At 72.9% G+C, this 18,499-nt stretch carries 16 protein-coding genes; 3 read left to right on the top strand and 13 right to left on the bottom strand.

Features of this window, described 5'->3' with window-relative positions; genetic code table 11:
• Positions 1–32 precede the first annotated feature (32 nt).
• Together ACFPZI_RS17980 and ACFPZI_RS17985 are read right to left on the bottom strand one after the other, a co-directional pair.
• The gene (locus tag ACFPZI_RS17980; RefSeq protein WP_363045468.1) at positions 33–1,199 is read right to left on the bottom strand and encodes a thiolase C-terminal domain-containing protein; all 1,167 of its coding nucleotides are present in this window, start codon (positions 1,197–1,199) and stop codon (positions 33–35) included.
• Complete coding sequence (locus ACFPZI_RS17985) at positions 1,196–1,633, bottom strand: Zn-ribbon domain-containing OB-fold protein (RefSeq protein WP_381364176.1); 438 nt, start codon at positions 1,631–1,633, stop codon at positions 1,196–1,198. Before ACFPZI_RS17985 ends, ACFPZI_RS17980 begins: the two co-directional genes overlap by 4 nt.
• 431 nt (positions 1,634–2,064) lie before the next feature.
• On the opposite strand from ACFPZI_RS17985, the gene ACFPZI_RS17990 reads away from it, so the two are divergent.
• The 3 genes from ACFPZI_RS17990 (at position 2,065) to ACFPZI_RS18000 (ending at position 5,492) form a co-directional block, all read left to right on the top strand.
• On the top strand, positions 2,065–2,877 hold the full coding sequence (locus ACFPZI_RS17990; protein ID WP_109383192.1) for an enoyl-CoA hydratase/isomerase family protein: 813 nt from the start codon (positions 2,065–2,067) through the stop codon (positions 2,875–2,877).
• A 75-nt stretch (positions 2,878–2,952) separates the two neighbouring features.
• The gene (locus tag ACFPZI_RS17995; protein ID WP_381364178.1) at positions 2,953–3,990 is read left to right on the top strand and encodes an LLM class F420-dependent oxidoreductase; all 1,038 of its coding nucleotides are present in this window, start codon (positions 2,953–2,955) and stop codon (positions 3,988–3,990) included.
• On the top strand, positions 3,987–5,492 hold the full coding sequence (locus ACFPZI_RS18000) for an acetyl-CoA acetyltransferase (protein ID WP_381364180.1): 1,506 nt from the start codon (positions 3,987–3,989) through the stop codon (positions 5,490–5,492). Before ACFPZI_RS17995 ends, ACFPZI_RS18000 begins: the two co-directional genes overlap by 4 nt.
• 181 nt (positions 5,493–5,673) lie before the next feature.
• Here ACFPZI_RS18000 and ACFPZI_RS18005 read toward each other — a convergent pair whose 3' ends face one another.
• The 11 genes from ACFPZI_RS18005 to ACFPZI_RS18055 form a co-directional block, all read right to left on the bottom strand.
• On the bottom strand, positions 5,674–6,828 hold the full coding sequence (locus ACFPZI_RS18005) for an acyl-CoA dehydrogenase family protein (protein WP_381364182.1): 1,155 nt from the start codon (positions 6,826–6,828) through the stop codon (positions 5,674–5,676).
• A 37-nt stretch (positions 6,829–6,865) separates the two neighbouring features.
• Positions 6,866–7,972: a CaiB/BaiF CoA transferase family protein gene (locus ACFPZI_RS18010; RefSeq protein ID WP_461112162.1), complete on the bottom strand. Its 1,107-nt coding sequence runs from the start codon at positions 7,970–7,972 to the stop codon at positions 6,866–6,868.
• A 64-nt stretch (positions 7,973–8,036) separates the two neighbouring features.
• The gene (locus tag ACFPZI_RS18015) at positions 8,037–9,089 is read right to left on the bottom strand and encodes an LLM class F420-dependent oxidoreductase (protein ID WP_381364184.1); all 1,053 of its coding nucleotides are present in this window, start codon (positions 9,087–9,089) and stop codon (positions 8,037–8,039) included.
• Positions 9,090–9,204: 115 nt separating this feature from the next.
• Positions 9,205–9,966 carry a 3-hydroxyacyl-CoA dehydrogenase gene (locus ACFPZI_RS18020; protein ID WP_016828289.1) on the bottom strand — a complete coding sequence of 254 codons (762 nt, stop codon included), beginning with the start codon at positions 9,964–9,966 and terminating at the stop codon, positions 9,205–9,207.
• Between the two features lie 42 nt (positions 9,967–10,008).
• Complete coding sequence (locus ACFPZI_RS18025; RefSeq protein ID WP_381364187.1) at positions 10,009–11,202, bottom strand: thiolase family protein; 1,194 nt, start codon at positions 11,200–11,202, stop codon at positions 10,009–10,011.
• Between the two features lie 97 nt (positions 11,203–11,299).
• Positions 11,300–12,103: a crotonase/enoyl-CoA hydratase family protein gene (locus ACFPZI_RS18030; protein ID WP_381364189.1), complete on the bottom strand. Its 804-nt coding sequence runs from the start codon at positions 12,101–12,103 to the stop codon at positions 11,300–11,302.
• Between the two features lie 70 nt (positions 12,104–12,173).
• Positions 12,174–13,628: an aldehyde dehydrogenase gene (locus ACFPZI_RS18035; protein WP_381364191.1), complete on the bottom strand. Its 1,455-nt coding sequence runs from the start codon at positions 13,626–13,628 to the stop codon at positions 12,174–12,176.
• A 269-nt stretch (positions 13,629–13,897) separates the two neighbouring features.
• Positions 13,898–14,863: an LLM class F420-dependent oxidoreductase gene (locus ACFPZI_RS18040; protein ID WP_202279018.1), complete on the bottom strand. Its 966-nt coding sequence runs from the start codon at positions 14,861–14,863 to the stop codon at positions 13,898–13,900.
• Between the two features lie 261 nt (positions 14,864–15,124).
• On the bottom strand, positions 15,125–16,279 hold the full coding sequence (locus ACFPZI_RS18045; protein ID WP_381364193.1) for an acyl-CoA dehydrogenase family protein: 1,155 nt from the start codon (positions 16,277–16,279) through the stop codon (positions 15,125–15,127).
• A gap of 210 nt (positions 16,280–16,489) precedes the next feature.
• The gene (locus ACFPZI_RS18050; RefSeq protein WP_381364195.1) at positions 16,490–17,446 is read right to left on the bottom strand and encodes a PDR/VanB family oxidoreductase; all 957 of its coding nucleotides are present in this window, start codon (positions 17,444–17,446) and stop codon (positions 16,490–16,492) included.
• Positions 17,447–17,811: 365 nt separating this feature from the next.
• A complete protein-coding gene (locus ACFPZI_RS18055; RefSeq protein ID WP_355897526.1) occupies positions 17,812–18,330 on the bottom strand; it encodes a hypothetical protein in 519 nt (172 codons plus the stop codon).
• Between the last annotated feature and the right edge of the window lie 169 nt (positions 18,331–18,499).

Genomic DNA, 18,499 nt, shown 5'->3' on the forward strand with positions numbered 1-18,499 from the left:
CGGGCGCGCCCGGTGACCTCCGCCCCCACGAATCAGAGGGTGTCCTCGCCGCCCAGCACCACGGCGCTGACCAGGGGGGCCGCGGGGCCGCCGGTGAGCAGCGAGACGCGGGCCCCGGGGACCTGGTTGGAGGAGGTGCCGCGCAGTTGCCGGACGGCCTCGGCGGCCAGACCGATGCCGTGCACGAACCCGCCCGCGATGTTGCCGCCGGCGGTGTTGACCGGGAGGCGGCCGCCGGGGGCGGTGAGGTTCTCGACGGTGAGCAGCTCCCCGATGTTCTCCCTGGTCACCAGTCCCAGGTCGAGCATGACGGCGACGGCGGGGCCGGTGAAGTTCTCGTAGATCTGGGCGACGTCGACCTGTTCGGGGCGGATGCCCGCGTCCGCCCAGAGCTCGTCGGCCAGCGGGGCGAGGCCAGCCGAGGAGTAGTCACGGTCGTTCTCGTGCAGCTCGCCCCAGTCCTCCCCCGCGCCCTGGGCCCCGGACAGGACGTAGGCGGGGGTCTGCCGCAGGTCCCGGGCGCGTTCGGCGGTGGTGAGCAGCACGGCCCCGGCGCCGTCGTTCTCCCGGGAGGAGTCGAACAGCCGCAGCGGCTCGGAGATCATGCGCGAGGACAGGTAGGTCTCGTCGGTCAGCCGTACGTCCCGTCCGGCGGCCAGCGGGTTGCGCCCGGCGTGGACGTAGCAGGCCTGGGCGAACGCCCGCAGCGCCTCGGCCGGGACGCCGTCGTGCTCGATCATGCGCTGGGTGCGCAGGGCGCAGACCTGGGCGGGCGAGACCAGTCCGTGCGCGCGGTAGTGCTCGTCGAAGAAGTAGCTGGAGACGGCGGCGGACAGTCGTCCGCTCTGCTGCTGGGCCAGGGCGCGGTAGACGATCACGTACCGGGCCTGTCCCATGGCCAGGGCGGTGGCGCCCTGGAGGAGCGCGGCGCCCAGGCCGCCGCCTCCGCCGCCGGCCACCTGGGAGGCCCAGCGCAGGCGGCGGGTGCCGAGTGCGGGGGCGAGCGCGGTGGCGTCGGCGTCGTGGCCGTAGGTGGAGAAGCCGTCGACGTCGGCCGGGTCCACGCCCGCGTCCTCGCAGGCCTCGACGATGGCCTGCAACCGCAGGCCGTCCTCGTCCAGCGGCGCCTTGCCGCGCTTGTGGTACGGGGTCTCCCCGATGCCGACCACGGCCGTCGCGCCGCGCAGTGGGAACGTCATGCCGAGAGCCTCCAGCGCAGGACGGGGGTGTCATGGGTGAGCGGGCCCGCGGGCTGGATCACGCCGTGCAGGGCGGCTCCGATCCGCAGGGGGCTCTCGTCGTCGACGAGCATGCCCAGCAGGCGTACCGAGGGGACCTCGTCGAGTCGGGCCAGGACCACGGTGTAGGGGACGTGGTCGGCGAGTTCGGGCAGGAAGGGGTGCCAGGTGCGGGTCCAGGAGAAGACGGTGGCGGTCGGGGCGACGACCGGCCAGTCGAACGCGGCGCCTCGGCAGCCGGGGCAGATGCGTTGCGGGGCCCAGACGTGGCGGCCGCAGTCCCGGCAGCGGGGGATGCGCAGTTCGCCCCGGCGCAGTCCGTCCCAGTAGGGGCGGTCGGGGCCGTCGGGGTCCGGGGTGATCGGTCCGGCGGTGGGTGCCTCGGAGAGTTTCACGGGTGTCGGCCTTCCTCCGTCGTGCGGTGGGGCGGGTCCTCGATGTCGGGCGGTCGCGCGGGGGCCGTCGGGCCCCCGCGGCCGGGCCGGGCGCGGTGCGGGTCCGAACCGGCGGGCCCGCGCCCACGGGGCGGCGCCGGTCCGGTCCGGGGTGGTCGTCGGCGGGTCCGGGGCCCGGGTGCGTGCGGCACGGAGTCCGCGCGGGTCCGGCGGGCCCGGTGGTCCTCGGCGGCCCACTCCCCCACACCAACCTAAAGCCTTCTGGTTACCCACGACAAGCGCATGCACTGAACCGCGACACCAGCGCAACCCTTGCCTGTTGAACCTTATGCTATTAGATTAATTCGACGGCCCTTCCTGCCGCCGTGCTGACGACCGCGGCAGCCTCGGCGGGCCGGGCCGATCTCATCGTGATGGGACAAGGAGCACCGATGACCAGCACAGTGATCGAGACGGAGGAGCCCCGTCCGGGCATCCTGCTCGTGCGGCTGAACCGGCCGGACAAACTCAACGCCATGACCTCCGAGCTCATCCAGGGGCTGCACGAGGTGCTCGACCGTGTCCGGGACGACTCGCGGGTGCGGGCCGTGGTGCTCACCGGGGCGGGCCGGGCATTCTGCGCCGGCTTCGACTTCCGCGGCTACGGCGACGCGCCCGGCGCGGTGCCGGACGAGGGACGCCCGCAGGCCGGTCTGCGGGTGCAGGAGCACATCGTCGACCTGGGCGAGGCCTTCCGCCGGGTGCGCGCGCCGATCATCGCCGCCGTCAACGGGGCCGCGGCCGGAGGCGGCATGGCCCTGTCCCTGTTCTGCGACATCCGGGTGATGGCCTCCTCGGCCGCCTTCCACGCCTCGTTCATCAAGCGCGGCCTGGGCGGCGGCGACATCGGGGTCAGCTGGCTGCTGCCGCGTCTGATCGGCTTCTCGCGCGCCTCCGAACTGCTGCTCACCGGCGGCACCCTGGACGCCGCCGAGGCCGAGCGCATCGGCCTGGTGTCGACCGTGGTCCCGGACGAGGAACTGCTGGAGGCGGCGCTGGACCGGGCGTCGGCGATCGCCGAGAACAGCCCGTTCGGGGTGTGGATGACCAAGAGCGTGCTGTGGGCCAACCTGGAGAACCCGAGCTTCCGTTCGGCCGTCCAGCTGGAGAACCGCACCCAGATCCTGAGCACGATGACCGAGGACCACCAGGAGGCGGTCGAGGCGTTCCTGGAGAAGCGCCCGCCCGTCTACCGCAACCGCTGAGGCCCGCGTGGACGCACCCGACACAGAGCGCGCCGGCCGCCCCCGGTCGCTCCCGCACACCGCGGAGGCACGCGCATGAAGGTCGGATTCCAGGCCGGCTACTGGGGCTCCGGCCCACCGGCGAAGGTCGAGCAGCGCCTGCACGAGGCCGAGGCGCTGGGCGTGGACAGCTTCTGGACCGCCGAGGCCTACGGCTCCGACGCCTTCACCCCCCTGGCCTGGTGGGGGGCGCGGACCTCGCGGATCCGGCTGGGCACCTCGGTGGCCCAGATCTCGGCCCGCACCCCGACCGCGACGGCGATGGCGGCACTGACCCTGGACCACCTCAGCGGGGGCCGGGTGATGCTCGGCCTGGGCGCCTCCGGACCCCAGGTCGTCGAGGGCTGGTACGGGCAGCCCTACCCGCGGCCGTTGGAGCGCACCCGGGAGTACGTGGAGATCCTGCGCAGCGTCTGGGAGCGCCGTGAGCCCGTGACGTACGAGGGCCGCCACTACCGGCTGCCGCATCCGGGCGGCACCGGGCTGGGCAAGCCGCTGCGGTCCACGGTCCACCCGCTGCGGCCCGACATCCCGGTGCTGCTGGGAGCGGAGGGTCCCAAGAACGTGGCGCTGGCGGCGGAGATCGCCGACGGCTGGATCCCGCTGTGGTTCTCGCCCAGGAGCGACGACTTCTACCGGGCCGCGCTGCGGGAGGGGTTCGCCCGCCCCGGTGCCCGGCGCGGTGCGGACGACTTCGAGGTCGCCGCGGTCTGTCCGATCGTCGAGCACGACGACATCGAGGTCGCGGCGAGGAGGATCAAACCGATGATCGCGCTGTACGCGGGCGGGATGGGCGCGAAGGGCGCCAACTTCCACACCGAGGTCTTCGCCCGGATGGGCTGGGGCGAGGTGTGCGCGGAGATTCAGGACCTGTATCTGGCGGGACGCAAGGAGGCAGCGGTGGAGGCCGTACCGACGGCGATGGTGGAGGACGTGGCGCTGGTGGGACCGGTCGACAAGATCTGCGAGGAGATCACGCGCGCGTGGCGTCCCACCTGTGTCACCACGATGATCCTGGCCGGCTGGACCCGGTCCGAGGTCCGCGGTCGCATCCTCGAGGCGGTGCGCGGATGAACCTCGACCCCCGCACCCCCGTCCTGGTCGGCACCGGACAGGTCGACCTGCGTGACGACCCGCTAGAACCGGTCGACCTGCTGGCCGCGGCGGCCCGCGAGGCCGAACGGGACTCGGGCGGCACGTCCCTGCTGAAGTCGCTGGACTCGGTCCGCCTGGTGCGCATGCTGTCCTGGCGCTACCGCGATCCCGGTGCCCTGCTCGCCGAGCGGGTCGGCGCGTCCCCCCGGGACACCGGGTACACCGCCGATGGCGGCAACAACCCGCAGGCGCTGCTGAACGGTGCCGCGCTGGACATCGCCGCGGGACGTGCCGACGTCGTCCTGCTCGGCGGAGCGGAGGCGTGGCGGACCCGGATGCGGCTGCGGGCGAACGGCGAGCGGCCCGCGTGGACGGTCCAGGAGGAGACGCTCCCGGCCGCTCCACTGCTGGGCAGCGCCGGTCCGCTGCTGGGCCAGGGCGAGAAGCGCATCGGGCTGGAGCCGCCGTCCTGGGTGTACCCGCTGTTCGAGCAGGCGCACCGGATCGACGCGGGCCGTACCGTCGCGGAGCAGCTGCGGGTCAGCGCGGAGCTGTGGGCGGGCTTCAGCCGGGTGGCCGCGGACAACCCGCACGCCTGGATCCGGCGGGCGCACACGGCGGAGGAGATCCTGACCCCCTCGGAGAGCAATCGCTGGATCGCCTGGCCGTATCCGAAGCTGATGAACTCCAACAACATGGTGGAGCAGGGGGCGGCGCTGCTGCTGTGCTCCGTCGAGGCCGCCCGCCGCCACGGGGTGCCGTCCGAGCGCTGGATCTTCCCCCAGGCCGGCGCGGAGGCGAACGACACCCTCGAACTGGGCGAACGCGGCGCGCTGCACCGCTCTCCGGCGATCCGGATCTCCGGTCGCCGGGCGCTGGAACTGGCGGGCACCGACGCCGACTCCGTCGATCTCGTCGACGTCTACTCGTGTTTCCCCTCCGCGGTCCAGATCGCGGCCCGGGAGCTGGGACTGGCGCTCGACGACGCCTCGCGTCCCCTGACGGTGACCGGGGGGCTGACCTTCGCGGGCGGCCCCTGGAACAACTACGTCAGCCACTCCATCGCCACCATGGCGTCCCGGCTGCGGGCCGCCCCGGGGACGGTGGGGCTGGTGACGGCGAACGGGGGCTACCTCACCAAGCACGCGATGGGCGTGTACGGGACGGAGCCGCCGCGTGCCGGTTTCCGGGCACAGAACGTGCAGGCCGAGGTGGAACGCGAGCCCCGCACCCGGGCGCTCACCCAGTGGGAGGGGACCGGGTCCCTGGAGGCCTGGACGGTGCTCCACGACCGGGCGGGCAGCCCCGAGCGGGCGTTCCTCAGCGTGCGCACCCCGGAGGGCGGACGGACCCTGGCGGTCTGCCAGGAGGCGGACGATCTGGCCGGGATGACCCGGCGCGAGCTGGCCGGCGCCCCGGTGCGCGTGGCCCTGGACGGCACCGCCCGTCTCGAGGACGGCGAGGGTCCGGGCACGGGCTGAGTCGGCCCGCGTCGAAGACGCCCCGGTCGGTTCCGGAACCCCGGTAGGGGGTTCCGGAACCGACCGGGGCGTCGTGCGTCTCGGGGGCGGATGCCGCCGGGCCGGCGCGCGTCGCCACCACGCGCCGGTGCCCGCGCCGCCCGACAGGGCGTGACGCGGGCACCGGAGAGCGCGGCGTGGGTCACTTGCGGCCGATGATGTCCCGACCGATGATCTGCTTCATGATCTCGTTGGTCCCGCCGAAGATCTTCTGGATCCGGGAGTCCTGGAAGGCGCGGGCCACCGGGTACTCCAACATGTAGCCGTAGCCGCCGTGCAGTTGCAGGCAGCGGTCGACGACCCGGTTCTGCACCTCGGTGGCCCACCACTTGGCCTTGGCCGCGTCGACCACGGTGAGGTCGTCCTCACCGTAGGCCAGGACGGCCCGGTCGACGAAGGCCCGGGTGACGTCGAGTTCGGTACTCAACTCGGCCAGCTCGAAACGGGTGTTCTGGAAGTCGGCGATGGGCTGCCCGAAGGCGACGCGCTGCTGGGTGTAGCCGATGGTGTCGGCGAGCACCGCGTCGGCGAGCGCGATGGCGTGCGCGGCGATCGACAGGCGCTCCAGGGGCAGGTGGGAGACCAGCTGTCCGAAGCCGCCGCCGACGGTGCCCAGCACGTGGGTGTCCGGGACGAACACGTCGTCGAAGAAGAGCTCGGCGGTGTCCTGCGCGTGCAGGCCGACCTTGGCGAGTTTGCGGCCGCGGGTGAATCCCGGCATGTCGCGTTCGACCACCAGCAGGCTGAAGCCCTGCGAGCCGCCCTCCGGGTCCGTGCGCACCACGACGATCACCACGTCCGACTGGATGCCGTTGGTGATGAAGGTCTTGCTGCCGTTGACCAGCCAGCCGCCGTCGACCCGGGTGCCGGAGGTCTTGATGCCCCGCAGGTCGCTCCCGGTGCCCGGTTCGGTCATCGCGATGGCGCCGATGAGCTTGCCGGCGGCCATCCCGGGCAGCCAGCGCTTCTTCTGCTCCTCGGTGCCGAGCGAGGTGAGGTACGGGATGGCGATGTCGTCCTGGAGGGAGAACCCGGACGCCAGGGAGGAGGCGAAGACCTTGGCCAGTTCCTCCTGGACGACGTTGCGGTACCGGTAGTCGCTCAGCGCGGCCCCGCCGTGCTCCTCGGGTGCGGCGAGGCCGAGCAGGCCCTGCTCGCCCGCGGCGAGCCAGACGTCCCGGTCGATGAGCCGCTGCTCCTCCCACCTCTCCAGGTGGGGTGCGACCTCCCGTCTGACGAACTCGGCGACGACCTCGCGGAACTCCTCGTGGTCGGCGGTGTACAGGCCTCGTCTCATCGTGACTCCTCGGGGCGTGGTGCTCCCGCGTCCGGCGTCATGGGGTGATGCCCCAGTCGGCAAGCACCGCTGCGGTGTCGGCGCCGGGGGCGGGTGGGGCGGTGGGCGTGTCGGGGACAGTGCGGGAGAAGCGGGGTGCGGGGGCGGCTTGGGGGATGCCGTCGGGGGTGGTGTGGGTGGCGCGGGCGGTGAGGTGGGGGTGGGTGGTGGCTTCGGCGAAGGTCAGGACGGGGGTGACGCAGGCGTCGGTGTCGGCGAACGCGTCGGCCCACTGGTCGCGGGTACGGGTGGCGAAGACACGGGTGAACGTCTCGCGCAGACGGGGCCAGCCGTCGCGGTCGTGCTGGGCGGGCAGGTCGGCGGGGTCGAGACCGAGACCGGCCAGGAGGTGGGCGTAGAACTGCGATTCCAGTGCGCCGACGGCGACATGGCGGCCGTCGGCGCAGGCGTAGGTGTCGTAGAAGGGGGCGCCGGTGTCCAGGAGGTTGTGGGCGGGGGTGTCGTCCCAGACTCCGGCACCGCGGAAGGCCCAGATCATCTGGGCGAGGGAGGTGGTGCCGTCGACGATCGCGGCGTCGATGACCTGCCCGGTGTGGGAGCGGTGGCGTTCGTGGAGGGCGGCCAGGATGCCCATCACGAGGTAGAGGGAGCCGCCGCCGAAGTCGCCGAGGAGGTTCAGGGGGGCGGTGGGGCGGGAGCCGGAGGTGCCGATGGCGTGCAGGACACCGGTCAGGGAGAGGTAGTTGATGTCGTGCCCGGCACGGTCGGCGAGGGGCCCGTGCTGGCCCCAGCCGGTCATACGGGCGTAGACGAGACGGGGATTGCGGGCCAGACACACCTCGGGGCCGATCCCGAGGCGCTCGGCGACCTGCGGGCGGAAGCACTCGATGAGGACGTCGGCCCGCTCGACCAACTCCAGGACGGTGGTGAGGCCGGCCGGGTCCTTCAGGTCCGCGGCCACCGAACGCCTGCCGCGCAGCAGCCAGTCCGCCCTGTCCTCGGGCACGGTCCGCAGCCCCCCGCTGGGCCGTTCCACCCGCACCACGTCCGCCCCGAGATCGGCCAACAACATCGCTGCATGCGGCCCCGGCCCGATACCCCCCAACTCCACCACCCGCAGGCCATCCAACGGTCCGGGCATCATGTCCTCCTCGAGCCCCGCGGCGCGCGGGGCGGGCTTGTGTTCGGTACGGGCGGGTGGGGGTCGGTCAGCCGGCGGCGAGTGCGGCGACCTGCTCGACGAGCGCGATGCGCGCGGCCCGGTCGCCCGCGTCCGGGCCCACCGGCTGCAGGGACAGGGTGGTGACGCCGGCCCCGGCGTAGGCGGCGAGGCGTTCGGCGACCTCGTCTTCCGTGCCCACCAGGCACAGTGCGCGCACCAGTTCCTCGGGCAGGACTGCGGCGGCCTCCTCCTTGCGCCCGGCCAGGTAGAGGTCCTGGGTGCGCTCGGCCTCCTCCTCGTAGCCGTAGCGGCGGGCCAGGTCGTTGTAGAAGTTCTTGCCCCGGGCTCCCATACCGCCGATGTAGAGGGCGAGTTGGGCGCGGACCGCGCGCAGCGCCTCCTCGGTGTCGGGACCGATGGCAGCGGGGACGCCGATGCTGATCCCCAACTCGCCCAGTTCCGCGTCGCGTCGGGCCCTGCCCTCGTCGAGCGCGGGGCCGAAGACCTCGGCCGCCTTGCCGGGGTGGAAGAAGATCGGCTCCCACTCCTCGGCGATCTCCGCGGCCAGCGACACGTTCTTGGGGCCGATGGCGGCGAGCATCACCGGGATGCGGGCGCGCAGCGGGTGGTTGATGAGCTTGAGCGGCTTGCCGAGACCGGTGCCCTGCTCCGCGGGCAGCGGGATGCAGTAGTGCTTGCCCTCGTGGATGACGGCCTCGCGGCGCCAGACCTTGCGGCAGATCTCGACCAATTCACGGGTGCGCCCGAGCGGTGCTTGGTAGGGCAGGCCGTGGAAGCCCTCGATGACCTGCGGGCCGGAGGCGCCCAGGCCGAGGGTGAAGCGCCCGCCGGAGACGTAGTCGAGTCCGGCGGCCGTCATGGCCATCAGCGTGGGGGTGCGGGAGTAGATCGGCAGGATGCCGGAGGCGATCCGCAGCCGTTCGGTCTTGGCGGCGATGTAGCCGAGCTGGCTGACGGCGTCGAAGCTGTACGCCTCCGCGACGTAGACGACGTCCAGCCCCACGCGCTCCAGGTCGCGCAGTTCCTCGACGGCCTCGACGAAGCCGCCGCTGTAGTCCAGTTTCATGCCGATGCGCATGACGGGGTTCCCTTCCGTGGGGAGCCGGGTGGGTGCACCGGCGGTGCCGGGCTGGGACGGCGCCCACGGGTCCGCGACGCAGGTGCGGACCCGTGGACGCCAGGGGGACGGGAGGTCAGCGCGGACCCATCCGGATGGCGCCGTCCAGGCGGATGGTCTCGCCGTTGAGCATCGGGTTCTCCACGATGTGCGCGGCCAGCGCCGCGTACTCGACGGGGTTGCCGAGGCGGGCGGGGTGCGGGATCTGCGCGCCAAGCGAGGCCTTGGCGTCGTCGCTCAGTCCGGACAGGATCGGCGTCTCGAACAGGCCGGGCGCGATGGTGACCACGCGGATCTTCAGCGAGGCGAGGTCGCGGGCGACGGGCAGGGTGAGCCCGACGACGCCGCCCTTGGAGGCGGAGTAGGCGGCCTGGCCGATCTGGCCGTCGAAGGCGGCGACGGAGGCGGTGTTGACGATGACGCCGCGCTCGCCGTCGATCTCCTCGGCGCGGCTGATGCGCTCGGCGGCCAGGCGGATCACGTTGAACGTGCCGATCAGGTTGACCTGGAGGACCTTGGTGAAGTCGGCCAGCGGGAAGGCCCCCTGCTTGCCGACGGTCCTGATCGCGTTGCCGATGCCGGCGCAGTTGACGGCCACCCGCAGGGTGCCCAGTTCCTGGGCGACGTCCAGCGCGGCGGTGATGTCCTGCTCGCTGGTGACGTCGGCGGGGGCGAAGGCGACGCCGTCGCCGAGCCTTTCCGCGACTTCCTTGCCGGGCGAGGAGGGCAGGTCGACGATGACGACCTTGGCTCCGGAGGCGACCAGCTTCTCGACGGTGGCCAGGCCCAGGCCCGAGGCTCCGCCGGTGACCAGGGCGACGCTGCCGTTGATGTCCACGGCTGTTCCCTTCTTCTTACGAGATGGGTGAAAGGGGGAGAGTCAGAGGCGCTCGATGACGGTGGCGTTGGCCATGCCGCCGCCCTCGCACATGGTCTGCAGGCCGTAGCGGCCGCCGGTGGCCTCGAGGTGGTTGAGCAGGGTGGTCAGCAGGCGGGTGCCGGAGCCGCCCAGCGGGTGGCCCAGGGCGATGGCGCCGCCGCGCGGGTTCAGGCGCTCGGGGTCGGCGCCCAGTTCCTGCTGCCAGACCATGGGGACCGGGGCGAACGCCTCGTTGACCTCGTAGGCGTCGATGTCGTCGATGCCGAGGCCGGCGCGGGCCAGGACCTTCTCGGTGGCGGGGATGACGCCGGTGAGCATGAGCAGCGGGTCGGAGCCGGTCACCGAGAAGGAGTGGAAGCGGGCCCGGGGACGCAGCCCCAGCGCCTCGGCCTTGGCCGCGCTCATGATCAGGGCGGCGGAGGCGCCGTCGGTCAGCGGGGAGGAGTTGCCCGGGGTGATGGACCAGTCGATCTCCGGGAAGCGCGCGCCCATGGCCTCGTCGCGGAACGAGGGCTTGAGGCCGCCCAGTCCCTCGACAGTGGTCGTGGCGCGCACGGTCTCGTCGGTGGTCAGGGTGCGCTCGGTGCCGTCGGCGTCGGTGACGGTGATCGGCAGGATCTCGCTGTCGAAGGCGCCGGAGGCGGCAGCGGCGGCGGCCCGGGCGTGCGAGCGGGCGGAGAAGGAGTCCAGGGCGTCACGGTCCAGCTTCCAGCGGGCGGCGATGAGCTCCGCCGAGATGCCCTGGTTGACCAGGCCCTCGGGGTAGCGGGCGGCGACCGCGGGGCCGGCCGGGTCCTGGCCCTGCGAGCTGCTGAACATCGGCACGCGGCTCATCGACTCCACGCCGCAGGCGATGGCGATGTCGTAGGCGCCCGCCATGACGCCCTGCGCGGCGAAGTGCGCGGCCTGCTGGCTGGAGCCGCACTGGCGGTCGATGGTGGTGCCGGGGACCGACTCGGGCAGACCCGCGCCGAGGATCGCGTTGCGGGCGATGTTCATCGTCTGCTGGCCGGACTGGGAGACGCAGCCGGCGATGACGTCGTCGATCAGGGCGGGGTCGAGGTCGTTGCGCTCCACCAGGGCGCGCAGCACCCGGGAGAGGAGGTCGGCCGGGTGGATGCCTGACAGCTGCCCGCCGGGCTTGCCCTTGCCCGAGGGGGTACGGATCACATCCACGATCACGGCGTCGTTCATGGGACTTCCTTTTCCTGGGAGACGTGCGGACGGGGGGTGGGGTGCGGACGCCCGCGGGTTCGCGGTGCGGGCGTCCGGGGTGGCCGGGGGCCTCGGGTCAGCGGCCGGTCCAGCGGGCGGCGCGCTTCTCGGCGAAGGCGCGCGGGCCTTCCTTGGCGTCCTCGCTCGCGAACAGGGTGCCCATCTCCTTGTTGTTGAGCGCCCACAGCTGCGGGTCCAGGTCCGAGCCGTAGGCGTGGCTCTCGCGCAGGAGCCGCTTGGTGCTCTGCACGGACAGGGGGGCGTTGGCGGCGATGGACTCGGCCAGTTCCAGCGCGCTCGCCAGGACGTGCTCGCCGGGGACGACGCGGTTGACCAGTCCCCATTCCAGGGCGGTCTGCGCGGTCATCGGCTCGCCGGTGTAGAGGAGTTCGGCGGCCACCTTGGCGGGGACCTGGCGGGCCATGCGGAACACGCCGCCGGCGGCCGCCATGAGACCGCGCTTGACCTCCGGCAGGCCCAGTCGGGCCTCCTCGGCGGCGACCACGAGGTCGCAGGCGAGGACGATCTCGGTGCCGCCGCCGAGCGCGAACCCGTTGACGGCCGCGATCAGGGGCTTGTCGATGGGGTGCTGGACCAGCCCGGCGAAGCCCCACTCCTCGTTGCCCTCGGCCGACACCGGTCGTCCGGCGGCCAGTTCCTTCAGGTCGGCGCCCGCGCAGAACGCCCGGCCCGCGCCCGTGATGACGCCGACGCGCAGTTCGGGGTCGGCGGCGATCTCCTCGAGCGCCGCGCCGACGGCGGCGGAGAGGGCGGCGTTCACCGCGTTCATGGCCTGCGGCCGGTTCAGGGTGATGATGCCCACGTGCCCGCGCCGCTCCAGCGTCGCGGCCGCTGCGGTCGTCTCCTGCGAGGTGGTCATTGGTGTCCTGTCTCCTGTGGTGTACGGGTGGGGCCGGTCGGCTGCCGCCGGTCCGGTCCGTGCGCTCGGGTCAGCTCGCCGCGGTCTGCTTCGGCCGGTAGACCGACTTGAGGGAGAAGTAGGGGGCCAGTCCCTCCGGGCCCATCTCGCGTCCCAGTCCGCTGGCCTTCACGCCGCCGAAGGGGGCCTGGAGGTCGACGCCGTACTGGTTGACGCCGACGGTTCCGGTGTGGATGCGGGCTGCGAGGTCCATGCCGTGGTCCAGGTCGGCCGTCCAGACCGTGCCGCCGAGTCCGTAGTCGGAGTCGTTGGCGAGGGCGACGGCCTGGTCCTCGTCCTCGTAGCGGATCACGCAGAGCACGGGGCCGAAGATCTCCTCGCGCGCCACCCGCCAGTCGTTGTCCACGTCGGCCAGGACGGTGGGGCGGACGAACCAGCCGTCCGTCAGGCCGTCGACGGGGGCCGAGCCGCCGGTGGTGAGTCGGGCGCCCTCGCGCACGCCGAGGTCGACGTAGCCGCGTACGCGTTCCTGCTGGGCGGCGCTGACGAGCGGGCCGACCTCGGTGGAACGGTCGAGCGGGTCGCCGACGCGCAGGGCGCGGACGGCCTCGGTGACGGCGTCGACGACCTCCTCGTAGCGGGCGGCGGGGGCCAGGATGCGGGTGCTGGCGTGGCAGGTCTGGCCGTTGTTGGTGAGGCTGACGTCCAGCAGCGCGCCGGTGAAGGCGGCCAGGTCGGCGTCCTGGGCGAGGAGCGCGGCGGACTTGCCGCCCAGTTCCAGGGTGACCGGGCGCAGCAGTCGGCCGCACTGTTCGCCGATGGCGCGGCCCGCCGCCGTGGAGCCGGTGAATGCGATCTTGTCGACGCCCGGGTGGGAGACGAGCTGTTCCCCGGCCTCGCGGCCGCCCGGCAGCACGTTCAGGACGCCGGGCGGGAGTCCGGCCTCCTGCGCGGCGTCGGCGAAGTAGAAGGCGTCCAGCGCGGTCTCGGGGGCCGGCTTGAGGACCACCGTGCAGCCGGCCGCCAGCGCGGGTCCGATCTTCATGGCGGCCAGTGACTGCGGGTAGTTCCAGGGCGTGATGGCGCCGACGACGCCCACCGGCTCGCGGCGCACGACGGTCTCCCCGATGAGGCTCGGCCGCACGTCCGTCTCGGGCAGTTCGCGCAGCAGTCGCGCGTAGTAGGCGACGGTCATCGAGGCGCTGAACCCGTTGACCGGGATCGAGAGCGACAGGGGCATCCCGTTCTCGCGGCTGACCAGCGGGGCGATCTCGCGTCCGCGGGCCTTCAGCGCGGCGGCGAAGCGGTCCAGCAGTTCCGCCCGCTCCTGGGCGGGCATGCTCCCCCACGGGCCGGCGAGTGCGGTGCGGGCGGCCGCCACGGCGGCGTCCACGTCCGCGGCGGAGGCCATCGCGGTCCGGCCGAGCACCTTGCCGGTGGCGGCCTCGATGACGTCCTGGCCGCTCCCGTCGGCCGGCTCGGTCCACCGTCCGCCGATGAAGAGTTGCCGTCGGTCCAGTTCCATGGAGTTCCCTCGTTTCTTCCGCCTCGTTGGGTGGGCCGTTCCGCCGGGACGTGCCGGCTCCCTGACGGGCAGGGGTGACAGGCTCCAGGGGCGCGCGGCGGCGCGGGTGCGCGGCAGGCTCGCGAGAACGGCGACGGGCGCCGAAGCGCGAGGGCAGCCTGCCTTCATTAAACTAATGACTATAGATAATCATAGGGGCGCGGGGGTTCCGGTGCCAGCCCCTGCGCGGGTCCGTCGCCCGCGAGGCCCGGCCCGGCACCCGCACCCGCTCAGCCGTCGGGGGCCAGGTCACGCACGGCGCGCACGGGGTCCTGCGGGTCCCCCACGAGGTGGATCACGGGCGTGGTGACCCCGTTGTCGACGTACTCACCGATCCGCTCCCGGCAGTGCTCGGCGGGGCCGTGGATCACCAGTTCGTCCACCACCTCGTCGGGCACCGCGCGCAGCGCCGCCCGGCGGTCCCCCTCACCCCAGGCCCGCCACATCGGTCCCAGGACATCATCGCGGCCCAGCCACTCGTGGAAGGCCCGGTAGACCGGGACGTTGAGGTAGGCGGTGATCATCCTTCGGCCCAGAGCGCGGGCCGTCTCGGGGTCCGCGCCGGGCATCACGAAGATCCGCGCGACGATCTCCTTGGCCGGGTCGCGCTCGCGCACGTAAGGCGCGATCGTGCGCACGTCGCGCGCGGAGAGCCAGTTGACGATCGCCCCGTCCCCCTCCCGGCCGGCCAGCCGCAGCATGCCGGGGCGCAGCGCGGCGATCAGCACCGGCGGCGGCTCCTCGGGGACGAGCCGGGCGGTGAAGCCCCGCACCGCGAAGGTCTCGTAGGTCTCGTCCACCCGCTCTCCGCGCAGGGCGGCGCGCAGGAAGCGCACGGTGTCCCGGACCCGCTTGTAGGGCTCCTCGAAGGGGATGTCGTTCCAGTGTTCGACGATGACGTCGGAGGAGGTGCCCACGCCCAGGGCGAACCGTCCCGGCGCGGCCGCGGCCAGGGTCGCGGCGCTCATCGCCAGCGTGGCGGGCCCCCGGGTGAAGACCGGCACGATCGCGGTGCCCAGCCGGAGCCGGGGCGCCCAGGCGGAGGCCAGCGCCAACGGGGTGAAGGCGTCGGTCTCGTCCGCCTCCGCCGACCAGACGTCGGTGTAGCCCAGGTCGGGCAGGGAGGCGACCAACTCCTTCTGGTCCGCGATCGAGAGTCCCGCCACCGGGAGTGTGATGCCCCAACGCTTCGTCATGCCCGCTCCGTCGTGTGTCGTCGCCCCGGCCGTCGGTGCGGGCCTTCGCCCGTCACCGCGCCCGGCCGTCGCCTTGCCGCCGCGTGTCGTCCGTCCGGCGGACGGCGCCCCTTGCGCCGTCCCGCCCGGTCCGGCTCCGGCGGGCACCCGCACGTGCCCGCCGGAGTTTCCTCGACGCCGTACCGCGGGCCCCCGTCCGCACGCGATCGGGTCGATCGCGCGCGGACGGCGAGGGGTTGTGGCCCGCGGTTGCGCCGATGGTCAGGAGTTGCGCACCAGATCGCGGCTGATGATCTCCTTCATGATCTCGTTCGTGCCGCCGTAGATCCGCTGGATGCGGGCGTCCATGAACGCCTGGGCGATCGGGTACTCCTTCATGTAGCCGTAGCCGCCGTGCAGTTGGACACCGGCGTCGATGACCTTCCACTGCATGTCGGTGGCCCACCACTTGGCCTTGGCGGCGTCCACCGCGCTCAGCGTTCCGGCGTTGACGGCCCTGACGCAGCGGTCCAGGTAGGCGCGGCTCACCTCGATGCTGGTGCGCAGCTCGGCCAGGGTGAAGCCGACGCTCTGAAACTCCGCGATCGCCTTGCCGAACGCCTGCCGCTCACGGACGTAGTCGAGGGTCCAGCGGAACGCCGCCTCCGCCGAGCTCTGCGCGGCCACCGCGATGCCCAGGCGCTCGCGGGGCAGGTTCTGCATCAGGGAGGCCAGGCCGCTGCCGACCGGGCCGAGCAGGTTGGCGGCCGGGACGCGGGCGTTCTCGAAGAACAGCTCCGCGGTGTCCTGCGCCTGCAGGCCGACCTTGTCCAGCTTGCGCCCGCGGGTGAAGCCGGGGGTGTCGCGCTCCACCACGAAGAGGCTGTAGCCCTTGCTGCCGGCGTCCGGGTCGGTCCGCGCCACGAGCACGATCAGGTCGGCCAGGATGCCGTTGGTGATGAAGGTCTTGGAGCCGTTGAGCACCCAGTGGTCGCCGTCGCGGACGGCGGTGGTGGTGATGCCCCGCAGGTCGCTTCCGGCCGCGGGTTCGCTCATTGCGATCGCCCCGACGGTCCCCCCGGTGACGAAGCCGGGCAGCCACCGCTCCTGCTGCTCCTCCGTCGCGAGGTTCAGCAGGTATCCGAGGACGATGTCGTCGTTGGTGCTGAAGGAGGACTGCAGCGAGGAAGCGCCGACGCGGGCAATCTCCTCGCACAGCACCACGCGGTAGCGGAAGTCGGGCTCTCCCGCGCCGCCGAAGCGCTCCGGCACCGAGAGGCCCACCAGTCCGGCGCGGCCCGCCTTCTTCCAGGTCTCCCGGTCCACGCAGCGCTCCTCGTCCCAGCGCTGCATGTTCGGCACGACCTCCCGATGGACGAAGGACCGCGCGGTCTCGCGGTACGCCTCGTGGTCGGGCTCGAAAAGGTCAGTGTCCATCGGTTCTCCTCGTTCGGGGCAAGGTGGGCACCGCGCGGATCGACCGAGCGACCTCGGTCCGCGTGGGCGGGGAAGGACGACCGCGGTGTCGCGGCGGAAGGGGGCGGGCCGTCCGGGCGGAAGGTCCCGGACGTGGGGACGGCGTCGGGCGGCCGGTGGGTCCCTCGGCGCCCGCGGGGGTCGCCGGGCGTCGGGCCGCCCCGCCGCCGCTCACAGGTCGAGCACCAGGGTCGCGGAGAGGCAGCGGGAGACGCACGGCATCATCGTCCTGCCCTCCTGCCGCTCCTTCTCGGAGAGCAGGGAGTCGCGGTGGTCGGGGCGTCCTTCCAGCACCGGGGTCTCGCAGGTGCCGCAGGTCCCCTCGCGGCAGGAGGTGGTCAGCCCGGCCCCCGCGTCATCCAGCACGTCGGCGAGGGAGCGGTCGGCGGGCACGGTCAGCGTGGTGCCGGAGCGGGCCAACTTCACCACGAAGCTCCCCGGTTCGGGGGCGTCCTCGAACTCCTTGGGGGCGAAGCGCTCCAGGTGCAGGCTCCCCTCCGGCCAGGACGCGGTGAGCTTCTCCACCGCCGCCAGCAGCGGTTCCGGTCCGCAGCAGTACACCGCGACCCCGTCCCGGGGTTCGCCCAGGACCGACTCCAGGTCCAGCAGTCCGCACTCGTCCTGCGGCTGGACGCGGACCCGGTCGGCGGGCTGCTCGGCGAGCACGTCGAGGAAGGCCATGCTGGAGCGCGTCCGCCCGCCGTACAGCAGGGTCCAGCGGGCTCCGGCCGCCTCCGCGCGGCGGATCATGGGCAGCAGCGGGGTGATCCCGATGCCGCCGGCGACGAAGAGGTACTCCGGGCTGTCCACGAGGGCGAAGTTGTTGCGGGGGCCGCGCACCCGCACCACGTCCCCTTCGGCCAGCCGGTCGTGCACGTGCGCCGAGCCGCCGCGACCGGCCGGCTCACGCAGGACCGCCACCTGAAGTTGCGACCGGTCCGACTCGTCGCCGCACAGGGAGTACTGACGGACCAGGTCGTCGTCGAGCAGCAGGTCGAGGTGCGCGCCCGGCTCCCACGTCGGCACGTCGCCGCCGTCGGGTCGCGCCAGGGTCAGACGCACCACGTCCTGGGCCATCTGGTCACGCCGTCGGACGACCAGTTCGTGCACACTCTCGTTCGCCGGCACCGCTCTCACCTCTCAAGCAGTCGCGGACCTTCCGTCCGCCGCAACCAAATAACCTTATGGCTGTAGATTAACTCCATCCTTGATCCACCGCCACCCCTCTTTTTCGAAGAAGGTCCACGCACGCTTCCGGAGCAGCCGAGGACGAGGGAGTCACAGCTCAACAGGGGTGCGAGAGAAAGGGATGGCAGCACGACGGAGACGTGCGGCACCTGCCCGCCAGCGGGCGCAGCCTCACGGCAGCAGGATTTCCTGAAGGGCGTAGGGGCGAATCCGGGGTTCGGCTGCGAGAAGCCTCAGCCGCCCCGGCCCGGCGACGGCGGTCGGGAAGCCGGTCGGGGGCAGGGCCGCCGGATGATCGGCGGGCTTCACCCGCGTCGGAAGAACCCCGTCACGGCGGTGCGCGTGTCGCGCGGTCGACCGCCGGAGGAGCGTACGACCCACATGTGTCCGAGCAGGCCGATCGCGAGGCGTGCGACGGCGTCGCCCCAGGCGGGCAGGACGCCGCCGGGAGAGTCCCCGAAGAGGACGAGGTAGAGCAGCAGGCTCGCGGGCACGACCACCAGGAGCGCGTACCCGTACCGCACCCGCGAGGAACGGTTCCGTCCCGGTCGGGCCCCCGCGAGGCCCGCCGGGATCTGCGCCAGCAGATGGAGCGCCACGCAGAACAGGGGCACCGCGAACAGGAGGGTGAAGGGTGCGTCGGCCGTCGCGTCCCCGGGCGCGGTCGCGTACGCGGCGTCCAGCAGCCAGGTCGGGGAAACGAGGAACGTGCACAGCAGCAGGAGTCCGCTCAGATGCACTGCGGCGAGATGCCGGGGCCACGGCGCCGACACGCGCGTGCGCGGCACCTCGGCCCGTTCCGTGGCGCCGGCCCCCCGGTCCATGCGTCCGCTCCCGCCGACGGCCTCGGGAGCGGGGGCGTGCCAGGACGGGGGGAGCGCTCCTCCCCCGGCCACCCACGGCGGCATGCTCCGCACGTCGCTCGCGCCGCTCCTGTCGGGCATCATGCGCCGTGCCCCCGACCTCGGGCAAGGGGCTGTCGTACGACGGGAC

The organism is Streptomyces chlorus, from assembly GCF_042655885.1.
GTDB lineage: Bacteria > Actinomycetota > Actinomycetes > Streptomycetales > Streptomycetaceae > Streptomyces > Streptomyces chlorus.